The organism is Pedobacter sp. AC163, assembly GCF_979258665.1.
Genome location: NZ_OZ409872.1, coordinates 3,548,672 through 3,572,671, shown reverse-complemented (window position 1 = coordinate 3,572,671; position 24,000 = coordinate 3,548,672). Strand labels below are relative to the sequence as shown.

General features: G+C 37.4%; 25 protein-coding genes. 11 read left to right on the top strand and 14 right to left on the bottom strand.

Annotated elements, in window-relative coordinates:
- Positions 1 to 33 precede the first annotated feature (33 nt).
- Together ACZZZK_RS15445 and ACZZZK_RS15440 are read left to right on the top strand one after the other, a co-directional pair.
- Entirely contained in the window at positions 34 to 222 is a 189-nt protein-coding gene (locus tag ACZZZK_RS15445) for a hypothetical protein (RefSeq protein WP_463484921.1), read from the top strand.
- A complete protein-coding gene (locus ACZZZK_RS15440; protein WP_463484920.1) occupies positions 219 to 593 on the top strand; it encodes a type II toxin-antitoxin system death-on-curing family toxin in 375 nt (124 codons plus the stop codon). The genes ACZZZK_RS15445 and ACZZZK_RS15440 overlap by 4 nt, the downstream gene beginning before the upstream one ends.
- Before the next feature lie 38 nt (positions 594 to 631).
- Here the strand turns inward: ACZZZK_RS15440 and ACZZZK_RS15435 are convergent, their stop codons facing one another.
- Entirely contained in the window at positions 632 to 1,486 is an 855-nt protein-coding gene (locus ACZZZK_RS15435) for a diacylglycerol/lipid kinase family protein (protein ID WP_463484919.1), read from the bottom strand.
- A 60-nt stretch (positions 1,487 to 1,546) separates the two neighbouring features.
- Here ACZZZK_RS15435 and ACZZZK_RS15430 point away from each other — a divergent pair, with 60 nt between their 5' ends.
- Entirely contained in the window at positions 1,547 to 2,521 is a 975-nt protein-coding gene (locus ACZZZK_RS15430; RefSeq protein ID WP_463484918.1) for an App1 family protein, read from the top strand.
- A gap of 119 nt (positions 2,522 to 2,640) precedes the next feature.
- Here ACZZZK_RS15430 and ACZZZK_RS15425 read toward each other — a convergent pair whose 3' ends face one another.
- Entirely contained in the window at positions 2,641 to 3,009 is a 369-nt protein-coding gene (locus ACZZZK_RS15425) for a YccF domain-containing protein (RefSeq protein WP_265798565.1), read from the bottom strand.
- Between the two features lie 116 nt (positions 3,010 to 3,125).
- Between ACZZZK_RS15425 and ACZZZK_RS15420 the strand changes: the two genes are divergently transcribed.
- Positions 3,126 to 3,479: a hypothetical protein gene (locus ACZZZK_RS15420; RefSeq protein ID WP_463484917.1), complete on the top strand. Its 354-nt coding sequence runs from the start codon at positions 3,126 to 3,128 to the stop codon at positions 3,477 to 3,479.
- A 158-nt stretch (positions 3,480 to 3,637) separates the two neighbouring features.
- Here ACZZZK_RS15420 and ACZZZK_RS15415 read toward each other — a convergent pair whose 3' ends face one another.
- Both ACZZZK_RS15415 and ACZZZK_RS15410 read right to left on the bottom strand, forming a co-directional pair.
- Positions 3,638 to 4,837, bottom strand: a complete 1,200-nt coding sequence (locus ACZZZK_RS15415; protein ID WP_463484916.1) for a DUF1501 domain-containing protein — start codon at positions 4,835 to 4,837, stop codon at positions 3,638 to 3,640.
- Between the two features lie 23 nt (positions 4,838 to 4,860).
- Complete coding sequence (locus ACZZZK_RS15410) at positions 4,861 to 6,303, bottom strand: DUF1800 domain-containing protein (RefSeq protein ID WP_463484915.1); 1,443 nt, start codon at positions 6,301 to 6,303, stop codon at positions 4,861 to 4,863.
- Between the two features lie 73 nt (positions 6,304 to 6,376).
- Here ACZZZK_RS15410 and aat point away from each other — a divergent pair, with 73 nt between their 5' ends.
- A complete protein-coding gene (gene aat / locus ACZZZK_RS15405) occupies positions 6,377 to 7,027 on the top strand; it encodes a leucyl/phenylalanyl-tRNA--protein transferase (RefSeq protein WP_463484914.1) in 651 nt (216 codons plus the stop codon).
- Positions 7,028 to 7,116: 89 nt separating this feature from the next.
- Here aat and ACZZZK_RS15400 read toward each other — a convergent pair whose 3' ends face one another.
- The 7 genes from ACZZZK_RS15400 to fcl form a co-directional block, all read right to left on the bottom strand.
- Positions 7,117 to 7,899, bottom strand: coding sequence for a 3-keto-disaccharide hydrolase (locus ACZZZK_RS15400; RefSeq protein WP_463484913.1), 783 nt, complete (start codon positions 7,897 to 7,899; stop codon positions 7,117 to 7,119).
- 67 nt (positions 7,900 to 7,966) lie between these two features.
- Entirely contained in the window at positions 7,967 to 8,284 is a 318-nt protein-coding gene (locus tag ACZZZK_RS15395) for a YgaP family membrane protein (protein ID WP_463484912.1), read from the bottom strand.
- A gap of 56 nt (positions 8,285 to 8,340) precedes the next feature.
- Positions 8,341 to 11,232 carry a DEAD/DEAH box helicase gene (locus tag ACZZZK_RS15390; RefSeq protein ID WP_463484911.1) on the bottom strand — a complete coding sequence of 964 codons (2,892 nt, stop codon included), beginning with the start codon at positions 11,230 to 11,232 and terminating at the stop codon, positions 8,341 to 8,343.
- 134 nt (positions 11,233 to 11,366) lie between these two features.
- Complete coding sequence (locus ACZZZK_RS15385) at positions 11,367 to 11,942, bottom strand: pentapeptide repeat-containing protein (protein WP_463484910.1); 576 nt, start codon at positions 11,940 to 11,942, stop codon at positions 11,367 to 11,369.
- A 207-nt stretch (positions 11,943 to 12,149) separates the two neighbouring features.
- Positions 12,150 to 13,850, bottom strand: coding sequence for a glycoside hydrolase family 3 protein (locus tag ACZZZK_RS15380; protein ID WP_463484909.1), 1,701 nt, complete (start codon positions 13,848 to 13,850; stop codon positions 12,150 to 12,152).
- Between the two features lie 230 nt (positions 13,851 to 14,080).
- A complete protein-coding gene (locus ACZZZK_RS15375) occupies positions 14,081 to 15,013 on the bottom strand; it encodes a LysR substrate-binding domain-containing protein (protein ID WP_463484908.1) in 933 nt (310 codons plus the stop codon).
- 65 nt (positions 15,014 to 15,078) lie between these two features.
- Positions 15,079 to 16,005, bottom strand: a complete 927-nt coding sequence (fcl, locus tag ACZZZK_RS15370; RefSeq protein WP_463484907.1) for a GDP-L-fucose synthase — start codon at positions 16,003 to 16,005, stop codon at positions 15,079 to 15,081.
- A gap of 117 nt (positions 16,006 to 16,122) precedes the next feature.
- On the opposite strand from fcl, the gene trmB reads away from it, so the two are divergent.
- The 4 genes from trmB to ACZZZK_RS15350 all read left to right on the top strand — a co-directional run bounded on the left by trmB (position 16,123) and on the right by ACZZZK_RS15350 (position 18,303).
- A complete protein-coding gene (gene trmB, locus ACZZZK_RS15365; protein WP_463486297.1) occupies positions 16,123 to 16,773 on the top strand; it encodes a tRNA (guanosine(46)-N7)-methyltransferase TrmB in 651 nt (216 codons plus the stop codon).
- Positions 16,773 to 17,102, top strand: a complete 330-nt coding sequence (locus tag ACZZZK_RS15360; RefSeq protein WP_463484906.1) for an MGMT family protein — start codon at positions 16,773 to 16,775, stop codon at positions 17,100 to 17,102. Before trmB ends, ACZZZK_RS15360 begins: the two co-directional genes overlap by 1 nt.
- Positions 17,103 to 17,200: 98 nt before the next feature.
- Complete coding sequence (locus ACZZZK_RS15355) at positions 17,201 to 17,545, top strand: carboxymuconolactone decarboxylase family protein (protein WP_463484905.1); 345 nt, start codon at positions 17,201 to 17,203, stop codon at positions 17,543 to 17,545.
- Between the two features lie 173 nt (positions 17,546 to 17,718).
- Positions 17,719 to 18,303: a DNA-3-methyladenine glycosylase I gene (locus ACZZZK_RS15350; protein WP_463484904.1), complete on the top strand. Its 585-nt coding sequence runs from the start codon at positions 17,719 to 17,721 to the stop codon at positions 18,301 to 18,303.
- Between the two features lie 6 nt (positions 18,304 to 18,309).
- Here ACZZZK_RS15350 and ACZZZK_RS15345 read toward each other — a convergent pair whose 3' ends face one another.
- Together ACZZZK_RS15345 and ACZZZK_RS15340 are read right to left on the bottom strand one after the other, a co-directional pair.
- Positions 18,310 to 18,990, bottom strand: a complete 681-nt coding sequence (locus ACZZZK_RS15345) for a hypothetical protein (protein ID WP_463484903.1) — start codon at positions 18,988 to 18,990, stop codon at positions 18,310 to 18,312.
- A 46-nt stretch (positions 18,991 to 19,036) separates the two neighbouring features.
- Positions 19,037 to 19,807, bottom strand: a complete 771-nt coding sequence (locus ACZZZK_RS15340) for a hypothetical protein (RefSeq protein WP_463484902.1) — start codon at positions 19,805 to 19,807, stop codon at positions 19,037 to 19,039.
- 109 nt (positions 19,808 to 19,916) lie between these two features.
- Between ACZZZK_RS15340 and polA the strand changes: the two genes are divergently transcribed.
- The gene (gene polA, locus ACZZZK_RS15335) at positions 19,917 to 22,724 is read left to right on the top strand and encodes a DNA polymerase I (RefSeq protein WP_463484901.1); all 2,808 of its coding nucleotides are present in this window, start codon (positions 19,917 to 19,919) and stop codon (positions 22,722 to 22,724) included.
- Between the two features lie 87 nt (positions 22,725 to 22,811).
- The gene (locus ACZZZK_RS15330) at positions 22,812 to 23,150 is read left to right on the top strand and encodes a hypothetical protein (protein WP_463484900.1); all 339 of its coding nucleotides are present in this window, start codon (positions 22,812 to 22,814) and stop codon (positions 23,148 to 23,150) included.
- Positions 23,151 to 23,275: 125 nt separating this feature from the next.
- On the opposite strand, the gene ACZZZK_RS15325 is transcribed toward ACZZZK_RS15330, so the two are convergent.
- The gene (locus ACZZZK_RS15325) at positions 23,276 to 23,953 is read right to left on the bottom strand and encodes a metal-dependent hydrolase (RefSeq protein WP_463484899.1); all 678 of its coding nucleotides are present in this window, start codon (positions 23,951 to 23,953) and stop codon (positions 23,276 to 23,278) included.
- Positions 23,954 to 24,000: the final 47 nt, after the last annotated feature.

The following is a 24,000-nucleotide window of genomic DNA, read 5'->3' as shown; positions in this document are numbered from 1 at the left end:
TGTTTTGAATAAATAAAACTATTAAATTTGATTATGACAGCAGTAGAAATCAAAAAAGAGATAAACAAGGCTTTGGATCAAGTTCCAGAAAAGCTTCTTGTTGATATTTTGGATTTAATTAAAGAAGTTCAACTAGAAAGAACTTCTAATTCAACTTTGACTTCAAACTTTAAAAAAATTCTATCCGAAGATAGTGAGGTACTTCATAAACTTGCTCAATGATTTCAATCAAGGAAACCGAAATTATACACAACATATTAATTGATAAGTTTGGAGGAAGTAAAGGAGTTCGCGATTTTGGTTTACTTGAATCTGCTTTAGCTAGACCCTTCGCTACATTCAACGATGAAGATTTATATCCAACACCAATAGAGAAAGCTTCAGCTATTTTAGAAAGTATTGTGATAAATCATCCTTTTGTAGATGGTAATAAAAGAACTGCATATACTTTGATGCGACTCATCTTATTAGAAAATGGATTAGATATTACAGCTGGTCAGCAGCAAAAATATGATCTGGTAATCTCTGCAAGTATGGGGGAATTTCGTTTTGATGATATCAGGAATTGGATCCAGAATAATTTAAAAAAATAAAAAACCGCAAAAATATTAATAAAATTTCTTAATCTATTTTACACGATAACCGTTATCGCAGCGGGTAAAATATGGGCTTCAACCGTATTTATTTTACCTATATATTCGCCATCAACCTGAAAATGAGCCTTGTGTTTGGAGGAAATTTTAATTGCCGATGTTTGGAAAATTTCTACTTTTTTAGGGTTAAATGGAAGGCGTGTAATCCAAACTTTCAATATCTCCAGGTATGAATAATCTTTAACCAAAACGATTTCAAAAAGTTCATCGTCCAACTTTCCATCAGGATTAATTTTTAAGCCCGAGCCATACATCGTCGCATTTGCAATGGCTACCATGGCTGCTTTCGATTTAATGGTCTCGCCCTTAATATTCAGTTCAACATCCATGCGTTTATGATTCCATAAGGCATGCCATGTCGCTTTAGCATATCCCCACATTCCACGCCCGGGCAAAGTATCAAACTTCTTTACCAAGTAAGCATTAAATCCCAGATCAGATAGATGAATGCATATTTCCTCATTTATTTTAACCACGTGGATCTTTTGGGCTTTCCCATTTTTCAGTAAATCAAGTGCTTCGGTAATTTCCTGAGGTATTCCCAGCTCCTTGGCCATCCCGTTTGCAGATCCTGCGGGGATAATCCCAATTGGAATTTCTTTATTTAACAAACACTCGGCCACCAGTTTCAACGTTCCGTCTCCGCCAACGGCAACCACACGGTCGGGTTGCGACTGTTCGATTTTAGCTTTTATTTTATCTAACGAACAATCATCTGGCAATTCAAAAAGTTCGATGCTCACATCTCCTCCTTTGAAGTGAGTAGAAATTACTTCTTTTAAATTAATATCGTGACTTCCAGAACCTGGATTAATGATAAATAGCAATTTCATGTTTTAGCCTTAAATGCGTTACTTCACAAACAACTTTTAATTCACTCTGTTTTAACTTCGATGAATAAATCTGTAAGCGTAAAAATTTACCATGGCTATGGCCACAAACATAACCTCGTAGTTTACGGCCATGTTTTTAAAAAAAGGGCTAAAACATCTCAAATTTACAGCAACAATATTTTCGTAAATATTATTCATCTACTGAAACTTTTCATCTTAAAACCCTATCCTTTAGTTAACATTAGGTTGCAGTTTTTCGATCAAACCATTTACAATAAAACTGAAAAAGATGGTTTCTTTAAATTTGAATGGGAAGCGCTACACGATGTAGAAGCGGGCTGGCATTTTTTAAAAGTTGAAGCTTTAGATGAAAATAACCAGGTTTTAGCTGCTAACGAGGGCAAAGTTTATGTACCGCACATTACACAGTATGCTTTCATTTCTGATATTGATGATACCGTTATGATTTCACACTCGGCTACTATCGGAAGAAGGTTGAGAGAACTTTTTATCAAAAATCCGCACACCAGAAAAACATTTCCAGATGCCTCCAGTCATTACCAGCAGCTAGCGTTATCCCATACCGAAAAGAACCAGCCTAATCCTTTTTTTTATGTAAGCAGCAGCGAATGGAACCTTTACGATTATTTGGTGGAAACATTTAAGTTTAACAAATTGCCAGATGGTGCTTTTTTACTGAACACTTTAAAACGCTGGAGCGATTTAATTAAAACCGGTAAAACTGGTCATGAAGGTAAATTGCTCCGGGTAATGCGTATTTTGGATGCCTTTCCGAACCAAAAGTTTATTTTTTTTGGCGATAATTCACAGCAGGATCCATTCATATATGCCTCCATTGTTGAAAAATATCCAAAAAATATCGAAGCGGTTTACATTCGAAATATTCGTCCTGAAAAAGAAAATGAAACCCGCGAACTACTTCAGAAAATAGAAGCGAAAAATGTTTGTGCCTGCTTATTTAAAAATAGTAATGAGGCCATTGCGCACTCTAAAAAAATTGGTTTAATACAATAGTTTTTGGAGCGCAATATCTTGTTTTCATTGGGTAATTTGTTCCCGCTTTTCATTTCATGCCTCGCTACGCTTCGGGCATTCCATTACAATCGGGGCTAGTAACCAAAACCTGCAGCCTTTTACGAAATTGACTTACCAAAGGGCGTGAAAGCCAAATTCATCAATTTAAAATGCTGCCTGCCAAAAGGAATCCCGATAATGGTAATGCAGAATAAAATGCCAAATAACAAATGCGTTAGCGCAATCCAAAAACCGCCACAAACCAGCCAAAGGATATTCATGATGGTAGATAGACAACCTGTGTTAGATGAAGTATCGGTGATTTTAACGCCAAACGGAGCTAACCCAACAATGGCAAACTTAAAACACTGGATGCCGAAAGGAATACCTACAATGGTTAAGCATAGGATTAAACCACCAATAATATATTCGAAAAATATAAAAATTCCGCCAAAAATAATCCAGATGATATTGCCTAAGAAGTTCATTCAATTTTTTAGGTTAAGATATATATTGGCCTAAAATGTTACACTGCGAAATTGATTTCTGTTTTTTCATTGATTGATTCTTATTAATTTACACTCACACACAAAAGAAACAAATCATGAAAAAATTATTAATTGCGTCGGCACTTGCCGCCTGCTTCGCAACCAGTATTGCAAAAGCCCAAACTGTAAGTGGACTCAGGTTGAGCGAATTAAAAACGGATTACATTCAGTTTAAACCTATTTCCAGAACATTCTCCGAGAAAGTATTTATCGCTGTAGATTATGGGCAAAATGTACAATATGTAGAAGACAGTTTTATTAAAGATGATGATGGAAAAAGGATGGAATTTAAATCTGCGATGGATTTTTTGAATAAAGTTAAATCTTATGGATACGAGCTTTTTCAAGTCTTTTCCGAACAAACTGGAGCCGACAGTAGCAGGCCCGTGTATGTACTTAAAAGAAAATAGCACACCAAAAATCTGAGGCTTTCTGGTCATTTAAAGTCTCCATAATTTAAGCAAAAAGAGCCAATCCAATTTTAATTAGCTCTTTTTGTTAACATGACCGAAATTTTTGCTGTGCTTATGAATTAGGTTTAAAAATTTCTTCTGAACTTTTTTAAATTTTAAATAAAATCTAAGGTGTTAAACTTCTTATTTAAAATATCTGCATTGTTTACATCCAGCCATTTATCTAAAATGGTGCCGTAAACCTGTCTAAAATCCAGCTGATATTTCAAATCGCCAGTATCTAAATCACTTAAATTCGGAGCGCTGTTAAATATCCCCTGTTTTTTCAATCTTCCGCCAAAAACGAACATATTATTTGCGGTACCGTGATCTGTCCCGTTACTTGCATTCTGCTCTACGCGACGGCCAAATTCCGAAAAAGTAACCACTAAAGTATCTTCCAGTTTATTGTTCGATTTTAAGTCTTTCAAAAACGCAGCCATGCCTTCGCTGTATTGTTTCAGCAAATTTCCCTGCTGGTTTATTTGGTTAACGTGTGTATCGAAACCGCTCAGAGAAACGTAATATACCCTGGTTTTCAATCCAGATGATATAAATTTGGATACCGTTTTCAATTGGTTTGCAAAACCACTTTGAGGATAGGTGGATTTCGATTGGTAAATTTTAGACGTATTTTGAATGTAACTTGCCGATGATTGTGTCTCAATCATAGTCTTGTACAAATAACCTAAATTATCTTCATCCAAATGCTCCTTATCGCTCTTCAGCATGGCCTTAAAAAAAGGATCGTTAGTATTGCGATATAAAGCCGCTGGATCTTTGAGCGCTATTCCTTTCTTGGTGTGTCCTTTCATCGCCAAAGAAAGTGAGTCATCAACCTCTATGGCAGTGTAAGGAAATTTACAGGTTTGGCAATTGCTATCGAGGTATCTTCCTATCCAACCGGTAGATAAAAACTGATTGCTATCACTTCCTGTTTGCCAAATATCCATCGAACGGAAATGTGAACGATCTGGGTTTGGATACCCAACATCGTTGATAATCGTCATCCAGCCTTGATCGTAAATTTCCTGCAGTGCCTGCATATTCGGATTCAAACCTTGCATATCATTCAGCTTAATCACCTCTTCTGGTTTAATAGCAATGCCCTTACGTTTCTGATAATAAATATCGTTTCCAAATGGAACAACGGTATTTAAGCCATCATTCCCACCAGAAAGCTGCACCACCACCAAATTTTTATATAAACTTAGCTCATCAAGCGCCATCGCCTCAAGTGGTTTCATAAATGCAGGCACAAACAACGAACCTGCTGCTACAAAACCTGTATTTCTTAAAAAGTTTCTTCTGTTCATCTTCTTATTTTTTAATTGATGATTTAGCAAAGTTGATATTCGGGCATGCTTGTAATTTCTACAGCTGTGCTTCGTAAACCCTTATTATCGGCAACCATTCTGGTTATTTTATCGTTCAATTTAGGTTGCAACAAGAATTCCGTAAGCTCCACAGGAGTTAATCCTTTGGGTAGAGTATCTAAAAATTTTGGCCAATCGGCCTGGGCATTTACGTACGATTTTGGCTTCTTGGTGTTGTTAGCCATGGTTGTAGCAGTTCTGCTCAATGCAATTACAGCTTCATCTTCCGGATCGGCTTTACCGCTAAAATCGATTTCGCCATCATTTAAAACCAACGAAGGGATCCGCATTCTGAGCATCAGCGATGAGCTATCAATCCAATTTTGCCCACCTGGCCAACCTGCCACGTTTGGTGGATTGAATAGGTATTGCCCCAAACTACTTTGGAGTTGAATGAGTACTTGCGGTTTATTGTAGGTAACAAAAAATTCGCGACTTAAACCAATCAAAAACTCGGCAGGCGATTTAATTTTAGTACCCACATTTTCCGGGCTGTAAAACCAATCGGCGGTAAACAATTTCCGCATCATTTCGGATATATCGTATTTAGCGTTATAAAAATGGTTTGCCAATTCTTTAACGTGTTCTTCATTAGGAGTATCATTTACAAAAAACCTATAAATTTTTCTGCTGATGAAAGTTGCCGTTTCAGGTTTATCCAAAATAATATCGATGATATTTTCGCCTTCAAAATTTCCAATTTTACCGAAAAAGGTTTTGGTACCATCATCATGCTGGTTCTTTCTAAAAAAGAAAGTTCCATCTTTATCGTAGGTCCAACCGGTAAAAGCCCTGGCCGACTCTTTAATATCATTTTCCGTGTAATTACCTCTTCCCAAAGTAAATAACTCCATCAATTCACGGGCAAAATTTTCGTTCGGTTTACCTTTTTTGTTCTGCTGGTTATTGAGATACTGCAACATCGCAGGTGATTTTGAAACTTCAATTAAAAGTGTTCTGAAGCTTCCTAAACCATGTTGACGCTGTATGTTGTTGAGTTGTTGTGCATACATCGGGTTATTGCTCCGGCAGGCAAAATGTCCATGCCAAAACAGTGTCATCTTCTCTCGCAATGGGCTATCAGTATTGATCATCTTACTCACCCAGGCAATATTCAAATCGCGACTGACCTCATTCTGCATCTGAACAATCTCCCTACGCATTTTCTTTTCATCATCAGTTAAATCTTTTTTCGCGTACAAGCCAGCTTGAACCAGCATTTGCCTTCTCGATTCGCCATCGTTTACCAAAGTGATGGCATCGTCTTTTTTAGGTTCTTCAAGTAACCCATCAACTACTTTGTTGATGTTCTTTTTGCTTAGCTTATTTAAATCAGGATATGAAATACCGAAGCCTGCACGGTTGTAAAGATGCTTTACTTTGATGAAATTATCTTTTGCGCTCATAATGGACAATTTAACAGTATGACATAAAATAAACGTAAGGGTTTAATGTTTGTTTTCTTTCTTATTTTCGCACATGTTTTTTCAACTCCTTGAAGATGACTATGGTTTCCCTGATCCTAAGTTAGCTGAACCCGATGGTTTACTGGCAATTGGTGGTGATTTAAGTGTAGATCGATTACTCAACGCGTATTCAAATGGGATATTTCCATGGTTTAGCGAGGGCGATCCTATTTTATGGTATGCCCCGCATGAACGATGTGTAATTTATCCCGATAAAATAAATATCAGTAAAAGCATGAGAAAAGTTTTAGCTGCTGAAACTTTTGCAATTACTGTTGATAAAGCATTTACTGATGTAATTTTAAATTGCGCCAATACACCACGTAAAGGCCAGGATGGCACATGGATTACTGATGAAATGCAAAAAGCTTACATCAATTTACACGAACAAGGTTTTGCCCACAGTATTGAAGTTTGGTTAAAAGATACTTTGGTAGGCGGATTATACGGCCTAAAAATTAATCATGTTTTTTGTGGCGAAAGTATGTTTAGCCATGTCAGTAACGCTTCGAAAGTTGCCTTAATTCATTTAAGCAAATTAAATGTTGAATTAATTGACTGTCAAATCCCTAATGATCATCTTTTGAGTTTGGGTGCAGAAATGATCGATATGGAAGATTATCTCGACATATTGCAGGAAAAAAGAAACCTTCCATCGAAATAGCAATTTTCGGCATGCTGAACTAATCATCCTCAAAACGAAGGCAATAAAAAAACCTGCAAGTTCACATTTGCAGGTTTCAATTTCTAGGTCTATAATTCTCTAACCCAAATATTTCTAAAGCTAATCGGCGGACTAGGATCGCCATGATCTTGCAACTTTATTGATGCTGGACCATGCTCTTTATATTCTGGCGCACCAATGTACCTGGTTTCTCCTTTAAGTACGAAGTTGTTTTGCAATAGTACACCATTTAGTAAAACAGTTACACTTGCAGGTTTTTTAACCGAACCATCTTCATTAAAACGAGGTGCATTCCAGATGATATCGTAGTACTGCCATTCTCCTGGTTTCTTGTTTGCATTGGCTAACGGAGTGCCTTGTTTGTAAACACTTCCAGTTTGGCCGTTTACATAGGTTTTGTTGTTATAAGCATCCATAATCTGAATTTCATAACCGTCATCACCACCTCCAGTCGACGCTAAAAACACTCCGCTATTGCCTCTCGCTTGTCCTTCACCAGTAATATTTGCAGGAATTTTCCATTCCATATGCAATTGATAATCGGTAAACTTTTTATTCGTTTCGATATTCCCCGTACCTTTTTTAACAGTAAAAAAACCATCGTCTATTGTCCAGGCGGCAGGTTTTGTAGGGTCTTTTACCGAATGCCATGCATCCAGGTTTCTACCATCAAATAATATAATGGCATCCGAAGGTGCATTTTGAGGGAGTTGACCTGGTGAAACAACTTTAGGAACGGGTTCCCAAACCTCGGTAGTTTTAGGGTCTTTGGCTGGATCTATCTTCTTTTCCTGTGCAATTGCTGACATGCCTAGTAAAGTTGGGATAATAAATAATGCGTACTTGCTCATAGTTATTGATTAACATTTAAAGTTAACCAGTTTATTAAGAAATGAAAGTTTCGTATTGAATTTATTACTACAACTCTGTAGAAATGATGGTTTCTTTAATCACGATATCATTTGATTCTAAATCCAAATCTTGCTGCTGTTCTGCCAAATCGCGGGCAGGGCAATAACCTGTAATGCCGCGGTATAATAATCCGGCACCAACTGCTGCGCCTGTAGCCCCAATTACCGGATGAGAAAAAATGCTGGTTAAACCTTTAAACAAAAGGTAGGAACCTACCACCCCAGATAATATGCGCTCAGAACGTGAGGTGTTTTGAAATAATTCTGGGTACTTCCAAGCCTCTTTAACATTATTCAAGGCTGTATTTAAATTTTCATTTGTCATGATCGTAGATTTTAAATTCTAGGATATAACAAATTGATTTTGATAGAGTTTTAGGATTACCTTAATAAATCTTTTATATCATCTTTACTAAGCGATTTAAAGAAGCTTTCTTCGGTGGTAATTAATGAATTGGCCAAAGACTTTTTGCGATTTTGCAACGCAAGAATCTTTTCCTCAACAGTATCTTTCGCAATAAATTTATAAATAAAAACCTTTTTATCTTGCCCAATCCGGTGTGTTCTATCAATGGCTTGCTGTTCTACCGCAGGATTCCACCATGGATCCAGGATGAAGACATAATCTGCCTGAGTAAGATTTAAACCTACCCCACCAGCTTTGATAGAAATCAAAAACACTTTTAAATTTTCATTCTGTTGAAATTCCGAAACAATCTCACCGCGATTTCGGGTTGCACCATCTAAATACGCAAAAGGAATGTGTTCTGCTTCGAAGTGCTTTTTAAATATATCCAGATGTTTTACAAACTGAGAAAACACCAACACTTTATGTCCTCCCTTTAACACATTATCAAGCGTATGGATTACGTTTTCGAACTTGCCTGAATCAGAATCGTAGGTTCCATCGATCATTACCGGATGGTTAGCCAGTTGGCGCAGTGCGGTTAAACCTTGCAGAAGCTGAACCTGTTTTTGTGCAAAAGTGCCATTATCCATACTCTCCAGTAAGTCATTGCGGTAGGCAGATTTGGTTTTTTCGTAATACGCAGCCTGATCTTCGCTCATATCGCAATAAATTACCTGCTCGGTTTTTGGAGGTAATTCTGCGGCCACCTGTTCCTTGGTTCTGCGAAGTACAAAAGGTTTTATTAGAGACTGGAGTTTTCGTGCTTTTTCTTCATCCTTCTTTTTTTCGATGGCCTGTACATATTCATCATAAAAAAAGGCTTGCGTACCCAATAAACCAGGGTTTAAAAAGGTAAGCTGCGACCATAAATCGCCTACTGAATTTTCTACTGGGGTACCGCTAAGAATCAGTCGGTGTTTAGATTTCAAGCTTCGAACGGATTTGAATGATTTAGAAGCCGGATTTTTAATATTCTGGCTTTCATCCAAAATAACATAATTGAAGTAAAAGTTTTTTAACTCTTCTATGTCTACCCTGGTCACACCGTAAGTGGTAATAATAATATCGTAGCTAGCAAACTTGGCTACATCTTTATTCCGATTACTACCCGTATGGGCATAAATTTTCAGCTTTGGGGTAAATTTTTTTGCCTCGGTAAGCCAGTTATAAATTAACGAAGTAGGCATAATAATCAAGGAAGTAGATTGTAATCCCGCAGCCTGATCATCTTCTTTTACTTTTTGCAACATAGCCAGCGTTTGGATGGTTTTACCCAAACCCATATCATCAGCCAAACAACCACCAAAGTTATATTCCCTTAAAAAGCTAAACCAATTGTAACCAGCTTTTTGGTAATCGCGTAAACTGCCCTTAAAATTAACTGGCATTTGTGTATCGGCGATATCCTCAAAATCTACCAATCGTTGTAGTTTGCGTTCTAAAGTTACATTCGCCAAACTGTCTTCAGCCAAATCATTTATTAAACCAATATGATGCTTTTTTAACTTTATCCCACCGGTAGTTTCGGCAAGGCTAAACAGGCTTCCGTATTGGGTAAACCATTTTTCTGGGATGATGGCTACCTCTCCATCGGGAAGCAAAAACTCTCTACGTTTGTGTAGAATATGTTGTTTTAATGAAAGGAAAGGAATCTGGTATTTACCGAACCAAACTACGGCGTTGATATCGAACCAATCGTTACCTTCCTTTACCTCTAAATCAATTTTATTGGCTCCGAAAACAAAACGCTTTTGTCCTGTGGCTTGTTCTATTTCGAAGCCTGCGGCAAGCAAAATTTCGATATGCTCGTTCACCCAATTTATGGCTGCATAACTCGGGTTTTCTTCTTCTATAGCAACCTCTAAATTACTAAAAAGCGAGCTTGTTTTTTTTAACCCTAGTGATAAAAGTAAGTTGTATTGTTTCTTCTCCCAATCTGCTGAACGTTTTATACGATGGAAAATATAGTTGTCATCAGTCTTCTCTAAACGAACGGTTACTCGGTGTGCATTTTCGACAGGAAAGGTATATTCGCCATACTTAAAATATAACTGAATTTGCGATAAGCCGCCATCTACATATAAAACCTTTATAATTGGAATTGCCTCAAACTGCTCTGTTCTGATCTCAAAACCCTCGGCGTAAACATGGTGCTTTTCGATAAGTGGAGCAACAAATTTTTCAAAATAAGTTGCCTCGGTAGCTTTCGGAATAGCAATGTATCGTTTTGCTAAAAATGGCTGTAGTTTTTTTCCTTCTATATCCTGATCAAAAAAGTAAAGTACATCATTTAATAATAACCAGGCAGGTTTGTTACTAATAATCTGCGCCTCCTTAAACATGAATTCGATGCGGAGGTTTTGATATTTTATGGTAGGGAAATACCTTGTTTCGGTTTCATTTCTACGGAAGTGAAAAAGGATTGAAGCAGGTTCGGCAGCCAATTCGATTTTACGCTCAACTGGCCACCCGTCTTTATCCATTACGTAAAGCTCATTTTTAACCTTTAATATCTCGAGTGCTTCGGCAAGTTTCTTTTCTATTTTAGGGCGAACACTATCATAGAATTTAACATCGAAGATTTTGGTGAAAAACTCGGTAGGTCTGATTAGCTTTTTATAGTATTTTTTGATTACAGAATCTTGCTCTATATCATCCAAAATCTTAATTAGCTTATAGTCGATTTCAGTTAAGCAAGCTGCAAATTCTTCTGCGGTATGGGTAAAAATTCGTTGATAGGTAAATGAGAAATCACCTTGTGGATTCAATTGAACAATATGAGGCTCAATTAAATAGCCTAAATACTCATGTTTGCACAAAGAGTACACCACTTTACAAGGTTTAGAACTATCGACGCGTAACATTGATGGGGATAAAATTTTTCTAAGCTACCTCGCTTAAAAAACTTTAAACTTACAATATTTTCAGGTTACATCAAAAGAAGTGTAACATTTTAGCGAAGAATTATTTCTTAATTTTTGGAAGCTTTTATTTTTATCTACTGGCTGATTAAAATATCATATTTAGTAAGAAGGCCCGCTAAGCCGGATTGAGAAAATTTAGCTTTTTTTATCCGATTATTATCCGGATCTATAGAATAATTATACGACGTTTTAAAATCGGCTTTTTCTAGAATCGTTTTATCAAAAGTTGCGCTCAATAAATCGCAATTATCGAAAATGGAATTAGATAAATCGCATTCAGAAAAATCAACTTCGTGGAGTTGTGAATTTATAAATTCGGTCTTTTTTATTTTGAGTTTATAAAAGGAAGAATGATCCATTTTACAATTATTAAAGCGGAAAGCTAAACCAAAATCATTGCAACTTTCGAAGCGCAAACCGAGCATTTTACAATCGTTAAAGCTTACTTCATTAAATGTTGTTTTGGTTAAGTTCGCTAAGCTTAGGTTACAAGAAATAAATTCGCAATCGAGGAATTTTACACCACTTAAATCGGAGCTAGAGAAATTACAACCAATGAATTTACAGTTTTCGTATTCTGCTTTTGATAATGAACGTAAAGTAAAATCTTCTTTATTGAAGATTTGTTCGGCGATGTAACTTTCTGACATTTGATTGCAAATTTTCTCAAAACAAAGATAAAAATTATAGCTGCTGGTAGGGAAATCAATGAAAGAAAATGCTCATTAAACTAAGGCAGATATTAGTCAAAAGATGAATATCGGCGTAATGCAGGTAATCATCTGTAACTAATCCTATCTACAATAGTTAAGTTCAATTAAGAAATAGCAATTTTTTTAATCCCCGTTTATCCCAACCTACAATCCATCACCAAACTTATAATTAGGCAAAATGCTTACTGGCAACTTCCCTTTTGGCACCAAACGGTTATTAATTACCGCAGCTGCCGAAACTTGCATATAGTCTTCTTTTTGGTAAGCCACTATTAAACCTTTGCTGTTTTCCAGGCCTGGTAAAGCAGATAAGTTATAGGGATTTGCAAAAAGAGAAAATATGGTATTCTTTGTTGAAAGTTCCTTAATGAAATTTTTTACACCTGCGTTTAATGGAATGTTATTTCCTGGTCTGGCTCTACTGTCGTGAATTCCTACAATTACCTGATCAAAAGCGCCAATTTCTCTAGCTACGTTAGATATTTGAGTTGACGTTGCATCCTTATCCAAAACGTAATAAACAGAGTTGTAAAATCCTTTTGAGATCTCTTTTTGGAATCTGGTAACCGATGGAACACCAATACTGATAATGGCTGTCCTTCTAATTGGCACCATATTTTTAATGTAGTCTTTTCCTTTAAGTAAAGTAACCGACGCATTGGCCAATTCCTGCACCAATGCAGTACTTGTGCCTCTATTTACACCCGCAACAATCCCTTGGGTAACCACCGAATCTCTGCTGCCCAAACCTGCCCAATATTTCGCAGTTAATATTTTCCTCACACTTTCATCAATGGCTTTCATGTCGATTCTACCTTGCCTTACCGCTTTACGTACTAAGGTTATGGCTCTGTCGCTGTTTTCAGAAAGCTCTAGAATGTCATTTCCTGCAATAATGCCCAACAAATCAGCCTCACCATTTTTGAAATATTTCACTACGCCTTTCATATCCATGGCATCAGAAATAATTAAGCCCTTAAAACCTAAACGTTGCTTCAAAATCCCCGTAACGATTGGTTTTGACAGTGTTGATGGTAGATTTGGGGTGTTATCTAAAGACGGAATATTCATGTGAGCAATCATCACACCTGATGCACCTTGCTTAATTAGTTCTCTGAAAGGATACATCTCCAAACTATCCAAGCGAGCCGCTGTAAAGGTAAGTTGAGGAAGATCGTAATGCGAATCTACATCCGTATCGCCATGGCCAGGGAAATGTTTTAAGGTGGTTAGTAAACCGCCATCTTGCATCCCTTTCATGTAAGCGCCGGTTTTAGTTGCTACATTATATTTATTCTCACCGAACGAGCGATAATTGATTACAGGATTTTTTGGATTATTATTGATATCAGCATCAGGAGCTAAGTTCATTTGCATGCCCATTCGCTTAAAATCTTTGGCCACTTCCTGCCCCATTCTATAAATCAAATCCTTGTTCTGGATAGCTCCAAGCGTCATTTGGTAGGGAAACGAAATAGTACTATCCAAACGCATACCCAAACCCCACTCGCCATCATTTGCCACGATTAAAGGAACACGACTTACTTTTTGGTAAGCATTTGTAGCACGGGCTTGCCTTACTGGTCCGCCCTGGAAAAATATTACTCCTCCCAACTGCTCTCTTTTTATTACCAAACCTACCGAATCGGTATATTTCTGACCTAGATTGGTATGCGCCCGAACGAAAAACATTTGGGCAATCTTTTCTCTACGATTAAGTTTTTTAAAAACAGAATCAACCCATTTGGGCTGATTGGCTAACATTTCTAGATAGGTAGGCTTTTGCGCATGAGCTGAATATGCAGCTATACATAATATTACAATTAGGAATATATTCTTTTTCACGTTGTTTTGTTGTGACGGCTAAATTAATAAGTAATAAGCGAATAAAACAAAAACCAAACCAAGTAATTAATTTAATACAATAGGTTGTAGCAAGCTATGCAGATGATTAATGCTTTTGAAATAAAAATTTAGAAGTGAGCATTATGTAACTCTTCTCTAAATGAGCCAGCCGCTAACGGCTATTTATAGAAAGAAGAAGGATTTTCGAAACCTCAAAAAACAAGTCATGTTTAAATTCCTACTATGTCTTTTTTCTTTTTTTGCTTCATTGTTTTTGGGATAATGGCTAAAATCTCTTCTTTCAAGGCATTCAACATTCTCATTTTAATGAAGTTTTTGTGTGTAACCAAACTAATTTCCCTTACAGGTTCTGGAGATTTGAAATGACGGATTTTATTAGTTTGTTTGGCATTTAATTCTGCAATGGCCAATTCGGGTAGCAATGTTGCACCACCGTTTAAATCTACCATCCGCACCAATGTTTCTACACTGCCAGTATTATATTCCAAACCCTGTAATCTATTGTTTTTTGTTGATCGGCAAATGTTCAACACCTGGTTTCTCATACAATGTCCTTCATTTAATAACCAAATGTTTTCATCGTTAAGGTCTTCAGCATCCACAGCTTTCTTTTTGTAAAGCTTACTGTTCTTGCTAATGTAACTTACAAAGTTTTCGTAATACAATGGCGATTCGATAATGTTAGCATCTGTTAAAGGAGTGGCCAAAATCCCACAATCCAGTACACCTGTTTTTAAGTGATGAATAATATCTTCGGTGGTATATTCCCAAATGAGGAGTTTTAGTTCAGGGTATTTTTCCAGCATTGCTGAAATTACCTGAGGCAATAAGTATGGGGCCACGGTAGGTATAACTCCGATTCGCAATTCGCCAAGTACATCTTGTTGCTGGCTATTGATGAGCTCTTTTACCTTTCCACTTTCCTGTAAAATGATTCTGGCTTGTGCAATTATTTGCGCACCGATTTCAGTTGGAGATACTGGCTGTTTGCTTCTATCGAAGATTTTAACGCTTAGCAATTCCTCCAATTTTTGCACTTGCATGCTTAATGTCGGTTGCGTTACAAAACATTTCTCTGCAGCAATAACAAAACTTCTGTAAGTATCTACCGCAACAATGTATTCAAGCTGAACTAAAGTCATTATAGTTAAAATTGATTAATTTCTTCAAATATATCAATTTTAACTATCAAAAAATATAGCTTGATTTAATACCTGCTTTGAAAATCCTGGTAGGCCAATTCAATCCCCTCTCTCAATTCGATTTTATGCTTCCATCCTAAATTGTGCAGTTTAGTTACATCCATTAATTTACGCGGGGTACCATCAGGTTTTGAAGAGTCAAATACAAGCTCACCTTCAAACTGCAACACCTCTTTGATCAGCAGCGCTAAATCTTTTATGGTAAGATCATGGCCTGTGCCAATGTTGATCAGGTTAGGCTCACTATAATTTTGCATCAGATAGAAACAGGCATCAGCTAAATCATCAGCAAATAAAAACTCCCTCATCGGGGTACCCGAACCCCAAACCGAAACGCTTTGATGGTCATTAATTTTCGCCTCATGGATTTTCCTGATTAGCGCAGGCAAAACATGTGAATTTTCAGGGTGGTAGTTGTCGTTATAGCCGTAGAGATTTGTTGGCATTACCGAGATAAAATTACATCCATATTGATCACGATACGCATCGCACATTTTAATCCCTGCAATTTTAGCAATGGCATATGGTTCATTGGTGTGCTCCAATGTGCCGGTTAAAAGGTAATCTTCCTTTAACGGCTGTGGCGCCAATTTTGGATAAATACAGCTTGAGCCTAGAAACATCAATTTCTTAACACCACTTAAATAAGCATTATGAATTACATTATTTTGGATGGCTAAGTTTTCATACAGGAAGTCTGCCCGGTAAGTATTATTGGCTACAATACCGCCTACTTTGGCCGCAGCAAGAAACACATAATCTGGTTTTTCTGCATCAAAAAACTCGGTTACGGCATGTTGATTTCTTAAATCTAATTCAGCAGAAGTTCTGGTGATCAAATTAGTGAAACCTTCTGCTTCCAGCTTACGGAGAATTGCCGAACCAACCATACCACGGTGGCCAGCAATGTATATTTTAGCGCTCTTTTCCAATGTATTGCTTTTAAATAATCTGCAAAAATACGATTGATAAACTGAAAAGGAATCATTATGGCAGGAAAAACAACTCTGGATAAATGTTTTAATTGTAAATTTGCCGAAAAAAAACTTTTGGGTAAAGATAAACTTAGACGTTTTGCAGAGATAGAAACTTTTGCAAACGTATATCAATTAGAGGAAGGGAAAGCGCTTAAAGGCCAATGGGCTGCTGAACATTTCAAAAATGAAAATCCCGTTGTACTGGAGCTGGCTTGTGGCAAAGGCGAATACACGGTAAATTTGGCAACATTATTTCCTGAGAAAAATTTTATCGGTGTAGATTATAAAGGCAACCGTATCTGGCGTGGGGCAAAAACCGCCATTGAAGAAGGAATTGACAACGTTGCGTTTTTAAGAATTCAAATCGAGAATTTGCTGGATTATTTTGCTGAGGGAGAAATCGACGAAATCTGGATTACTTTTCCCGACCCTCAACCACAAGACAGCAGAGAGAAAAAACGCTTAACTTTCCCCGTGTTTTTAAATCGCTACAAAACAGTTTTGAAACCAGGTGGTAAGGTAAATCTAAAAACGGATAACGACCAGCTTTATGCCTACACTTGTGAAAAAGTGGAGGAACTAAACCTGGTTGTACATAAAAATACTGATCATTTGTACACATCTGATTTAGCAGATAACGTGTTATCGATTAAAACTTATTACGAAAAGAAGTATTTGCTTCACGATAAAAATATTAATTACATTCAGTTTTCATTCGAATAATGGATACCAACTTTTACGAAATGGTGTATGAGATTGCCCGCTTAATTCCGAAAGGAAGAGTGACTTCTTATGGCGCTATTGCGAAGAGTTTAGGCGCCGCAAAATCATCTCGAATGGTTGGGCATGCCATGAGTTATGCTGGCACCGCACATCCGAAAGTACCTGCCCACCGGGTGGTAAACAGCAGTGGTTTGCTTACGGGGAAATTTCATTTCGACCCGCCAGAACTGATGGAGGAATTGCTGTTGAAAGAAGGTGTAGAAGTGAAAAATGATAAGGTAGTTAATTTTAAAAAGGTATTCTGGAATCCGATGGATTTGGAGGAATAGCCAGTTTCAGTTTTCAGTTTTCAATTCTCAGTTTCCAATTTGGAATTTCCAATTATCAAAATTTAATCATTCAAAAATTCAATCATTCAAAAATTATTATGGGAAAGTTAGTAGAAGAATTTAACGGCTATCGTGAAAAAATGAACGATAGAATAATGGAAACTGCCAATACAAACATCAAACGTTTCTTCGCTTTGGATACCACTTCTTATGCCGAAGGTGCCCTTGACGTCAAAACAAAAGAAATGTTAGGCCTGGTGGCTTCAATGGTTTTGCGCTGCGATGATTGCATTAAATATCACTTAGGGAAATGTTATGGTGCAGGCGTAAACAGTGATGAAATGAACGAAATCTTCATGATCGCTAATTTGGTAGGTGGCAGTATCGTTATTCCACATTATAGAAGAGCGGTAGAGTATTGGGATGAACTTTTAGGTAGTTGAGAGATGGGTGTTTAGAGTGATATTTCCTAGAACGATCACAATACACAAAGTCGTCATTTCGAGCGGAGTGCAACGCAGCCGAGAAATCTGCTTAGATAGATCTCTCCATTTCGCTGCGCTTCAGTCGAGATGACGATCGGTTTATAAATAAATCATTGGCAAATTATACTTTTATGCAAAACTCCCAACTACAAACTCAAAACTCACAAACACGCTGCTCCTGGGCAACTTCCGACCCACTTTACGTAAAATACCATGATGAAGAATGGGGAAAGCCTGTTTATGATGATAAAATATTATTTGAGTTTTTACTGTTGGAGGGAGCACAGGCCGGCTTAAGTTGGATTACCATTCTAAAAAGAAGAGAAAATTACAAGAATGCGTTCGCGAACTTTGAAGTAGGCAAAGTAGCAGCTTTTGATGATCAAGATGTAGAACGGCTATTGAACGATCCGGGCATCATCAGGAACAAGTTAAAGGTAAGTGGTGCGATTACGAATGCCAGATTATTTATCGAAATACAAAAGGAATTTGGGAGCTTCTCAAGCTACATCTGGGGATTTATTCCTGCTGGAAAACCTATCGAAAATAATATAGAAAAGATGAGTGACGTTCCTGCCAGAACAGAATTATCTGATGCCATTAGCAAAGACATGAAAAAGCGTGGCTTCAAATTTTTTGGAACCACCATATGTTATGCTTTTATGCAAGCCACCGGAATGGTCAATGATCATTTATTAAACTGTTGCGCCAGATAAGAGCAGCTATTTTTTCGTGGAGTTGTACGCTTTGATCAACTCAATTACTTCGCGACTATCAAACGATACACTATTCTCCACTTTAGCTTTTATACTCTCATTATCTCCGATTTTTTGAAGCAAAATTGTTTTCACGCTTGCTTTTTTATCTTCATCGGTAATGGCTTTCATGGGTACTTCCTGTAACGGACCAGCACCTGGCTTTTCAATAAAATAACGCACAGCAGGTGCTCCGGCTGGTCGCTCTGGCGCTGCACTTCTTCCTCCACCAATATTGATTCCTCCACCCATTCCCATGCCTCCAAATCCACCTGTTCCAGTTCCAATACCAACTGAAGGCCTAAACCTTACTTTTTTATCTTTTGTCGGTGGCATCAAAGTTCCTCCTCCGAAAGCATAAAGGTTAACGGCTCCCAATTCAATCACTTTCACAAAACGATATTCAAAATTACGGCCATTAGCAAAGCCCTTACTTAGGTAGCTATCGCCATTCCAGAAAAAATTCTTTACATCCTTCGCTGGAAGTATAACATCAGCTTCGTCATTTGCACTAATTAATACAGAGAAATAATCGGTACCTTTTATAGTACCACGGATCACATCATCATTATTTTTAAGAATGAAATCCTGAGCGAAGGAACCGGTACCAACAGAGAGAAATAAAAGAATACTTAATAAAATTTTCATCGTGACTGTGCTTCTCACAAATAACGCTACAAATTATTGAAATGTATTAATTCAAGTTAATTTTAATGTTACCAGCATTTATATCGCTGTGTTTTTGTTGGAAGTTTAAAAAAGCATCTTTCATTTTACCATAAGCATAACCTTTAGCATTCGATAGATTTTTACCTAGGGCATAAAATTTATTAAGCACGTAAATATTAAAGAGAAAATTTTTCAAATCATTATCTGCCTGCGTATCCGAAAATACTTTAATTAAATTCTCTCGGTCTACAAAAGAAGCAATTCCTACCTTCATATTGAGGTACTGCATTTCTTCATTTATCAACTGCTTGGCATCTACAAAAACATCAGCTGTTTTAGTTATTGCTTCAATTTTAAGTAAATGTGGTGCAATTTCCCGTGCCAACATCTCTTTCGATACCAATACCAATCCTTCAGGAATGTAGTAAAGGGAATCAGTATGGTAAGGATCAACATATAGCACAACCTGCTCTTTGGTAGAAGGATTAGTTAAGGTATAACGGTCTACAATTCCAGACTTACCAGCGGTGCTCGATCTACTTGTAAAATCAATTGCAGTACCGTTTGGCCACCTAAACGAACTTTCCAATTTGGCCATGCGCAATTTCAATAAAGATCTATCTGCAAGATTAGTAAATGCACCAGTGGCGATCGGTCTTTCTACCGACGTTCCATAGCCTTTGCTATAGCCTTTTAAATTTTCAAAAGTGATGTAAGTAATTAGCGAATCGGAAGGAAGCTGAGCCTTTGCAAAGCCAATAATCAGACAAAAAATCAGCGTAGGGAATGTTTTCATAAAGCGTTTTTTATTGATGATGTTGAAAATACATTAATTCAATAAAAGAATTTGTTTTTTGTTGAAAAACCTGTTTACGGTTATGGGGAACTTTGGTTACTTTTATCATATGAATAAAAAACTCTTTCTTTTAGATGGGATGGCGCTGATGTACCGGGCACATTTTGCGTTGAGTAAAAATCCCCGTTTTACCTCCACAGGAATAAATACATCGGCCGTTATGGGCTTTACCAATACTTTGCTGGATGTATTAAAGAAAGAAAAACCTACACATATTGCCGTGGTTTTCGACACCGAAGCCCCTACAGAAAGACACACCTCTTTCGAAGCATATAAGGCTCATCGGCAGGCTATGCCTGAAGATTTAGCAGCCGCCATGCCTTTTGTAATCAAACTAATTACCGGCTTTAATATCCCGGTAATTACTTCCGATGGTTATGAGGCCGATGATATTATCGGAACATTGGCCAAAAAAGCAGAACAAAAAGGTTATCAGGTTTTTTGTATGACGCCTGATAAGGACTTTGCACAACTGGTATCAGAAAATATTTTCATTTACAAACCAGCTCGTATGGGTAATGGAATGGAAATTTTGGGTGTGAAAGAGATTTTAACCAAATGGGAAATAGAAAACGTACTGCAGGTTATCGATATTTTAGGTTTATGGGGAGATGCCGTTGATAACATCCCAGGAATCCCTGGTATTGGTGAAAAAACTGCGAAAGCACTCATCAAGCAGTATGGTTCGATGGAGAATATTATTGCGCATTCACACGAACTCAAAGGTAAGCAGCGAGAAAATGTAGAGAATTTTGCGGAGCAAGGATTAATTTCAAAAAAATTAGCCACAATTCAGCTTGATGTACCTGTCGAGTTAGATGAAGCCAGCTTAGAACTTTGCGACCCTAGTCGCGATTTATTGGAACCATTGTTTACCGAACTGGAGTTTAGAACACTCGGCAGACGGGTTTTTGGAGATGAATTTTCAGTAACTACAGCGAGGTTTCAGGAAGGAACACAAACTGATCTTTTCGGAAATCAATCTGGCGAAGCGATTCAATATACCGATACCATTGAAGAAGAACCGGCGGAAAAACTTCCGGCCAAAACGATTGAAAATACCGAGCATGATTATGTTTTAGTAGAAACGGCAGCGCAAAGAGCAGATTTAATTAAGCTTTTGCTAGCTGAAAAAAGGATTTCTTTTGATACAGAAACGACTGGCACTGACGCTAACATGGCTGAGCTGGTTGGATTATCCTTCTCCATAAAACCAGGGTCTGGCTATTACATTCCCGTTTCGGCAATAAGAGAAGAAGCACAGGCGGTAGTTGATGAGTTTAGGGTGGTGCTTGAAAATGAGCAGATAGAAAAAATCGGACAGAACACAAAATATGACATATTAGTACTGAAATGGTACGGTGTGCAAGTAAAGGGAAAGTTGTTCGATACCATGCTTGCTCACTACCTTATCGATCCGGATACGCGTCATGGGATGGATGTACTTTCTGAGAACTATCTAGGTTATTCGCCAATTTCCATTACCAAATTGATTGGCGCAAAAGGTAAAAATCAATTAACCATGCGTGATGTTCCAGTGATTGATGTGGTAGATTATGCTGCCGAAGACGCCGATGTAACGCTGCAGCTGGCCCATATTTTTGAGCCGAAATTGAAAGAACTTAATGCTGCCAAATTAGCAGAGGAAATTGAAAATCCATTGGTTTATGTTCTTGCTGACATTGAAAAAGAAGGTGTAAGGATTGATATTGACACCCTTATCGCCTACTCAAAAGAGCTGGAAACCGATATCATTAAATTTGAACAAAATGTATATGATAAAGCAGGGATAAAATTCAATTTAGCCTCTCCAAAACAATTGGGAGAAGTTTTATTCGATAAACTTCAATTAGACCCTAAAGCAAAAAAAACTAAAACAGGTCAGTACCAAACCGGCGAAGATGTGCTTACCGCCTTAGCCAGTAAAAGCGACATCGTAAAAGATATCCTGGATTTTCGCCAGTTGCAAAAATTGAAATCGACTTATGTAGACGCTTTGCCTTTAATGGTAAATCCGAAAACGGGACGAGTGCACACATCCTATAATCAGGCTGTTGCCGCCACAGGGAGGTTGAGTTCTAACAATCCGAATTTACAAAACATCCCTATTCGCACTGAACGCGGTCGCGAAGTAAGGAAGGCTTTTATTGCCCGTGATGAAAACCACATTCTGCTTTCTGCGGATTATTCGCAGATTGAGTTGAGGATTATTGCTGAAATTAGCAAAGAGGAGAACATGCTCGATGCATTCAGCAAAAATATCGATATCCACACCGCTACCGCCGCAAAAGTATATGGAATTAGCATTGAAGAGGTTGACAGTACGCAACGCAGAAATGCAAAGGCCGTAAACTTTGGAATAATCTATGGCCAATCTGCATTCGGACTTTCGCAGAACTTAGGTATTCCGCGGAAAGAGGCTGCTGACATTATCGAACAATATTTCACTCAATATCCTGGTATTAAGCGTTACATGAGCGATACGATGAACTTCGCCCGTGAAAATGGCTTTGTAGAAACCATAATGGGCAGAAGGCGGTATTTGCGTGATATTAATTCTGCAAATCAAACCGTACGTGGTTTTGCAGAACGAAATGCCATTAACGCACCAATTCAAGGTTCTGCCGCCGATATGATTAAGATTGCAATGATCAATATTCACAAAGAAATGAAAGCGCAAAACCTACAATCAACGATGACCATGCAAGTACATGATGAGTTGGTGTTTGATGTATTGAAATCTGAAAAAGAGGTGATGAAAGCAATCATTCAAGATAAAATGGCAAATGCGATTAAATTAACGGTTCCAATCGTTGTTGAAATTGGTGAAGGAGATAATTGGCTTGCTGCACATTAAGAAATTTTATTCTTATCTTCATTAAAACTTCATCCCGATTAATCAATTTTATATCAACAAATAAACGAGTAAAAAAAAATTAAAGACATGAAAAAATTATTGAGTTTAATCGCAATCGCAGCATTTGGTTTAACTACAGCATTTGCACAAACACCAGCAGCAACGCCAGCTAAAGCTAAAACAGTTGTTAAAAAAGAAGTAAAAACTACTGTTGCACCTGTAAAAGCAGGTGTAAAATCGGAAGCTAAAAAGGTAGAAACTAAAACGACTACCACCGCTGCAAAAATGAAAGCTGATGGAACACCAGATATGCGCTTTAAAGAAAATAAAACAAAAGCTGTAACGAAAGTTGTTGGTCCAACAAAAAAAGATGGAACAGCTGACATGCGTTACAAAGCAAACAAAGCTGCCGCTAAAAAGAATTAGGTTTAGTTTTATAATTTGAAAGGGTTCCTGATGTAAAATCGGAACCCTTTTTTATTTTATCAGAATTTAAATAAGCCACAAATTTCCAGTTAATAAAAGATCTGCAAATCTGTGGCTTACTATTTTTACAATGCTATTGTTTCTCCAACTTTTGGCAACAATAAGGTTTTGCTTTCTCTCTTGAATTTTGATACAGCCTCATCTTCATCAATGCTGATCGGAGGAAAAGTATTGTAATGAACACCTATGATTTGATCGCAGTTAATGTATTTTGCTGCAATGATCGCATCATCAACGTCCATGGTGTAATGACCGCCAAGAGGCAAAATGGCATAATCTAACTTGTACAAATCAGCCAAGAGTTTCATTTCAATAGTTAATGCTGTATCGCCGGCGAAATAGATCTGTTTTCCGCCTAACTCCAACACGAAGCCAGCAGGGTTGCCACCGTAACTACCATCGGGGTTTGAACTGCTATGCACCGCCCAAACTGTACGCAGCTTACCAAAAGAAAGCTTCTGAACCCCAAAATTGATATCAGTTACCTTTTCGATCCCTTGTTCTTTAATCCATTTGGCTACTTCAACCATTGCAATCACCTCTGCACCGGTTTGGTTGGCCAGCTCAACTAAATCTGCAACGTGATCGCCGTGACCATGACTAACTAAAATATAGTCAGCCTCAATTTTAGAGGTATCAATATCTTTCGCTAAAGGGTTTGATTTTATAAAAGGATCAAAAAGAAATTTTTTTCCATCTGCCTCTAAAAGGAAGCAAGATTGGCCGTAATAAGTAAATGTCATAACGCGTTTATCGAAGGTGAATATAAATTTAGAAGTAGTAAAAAACT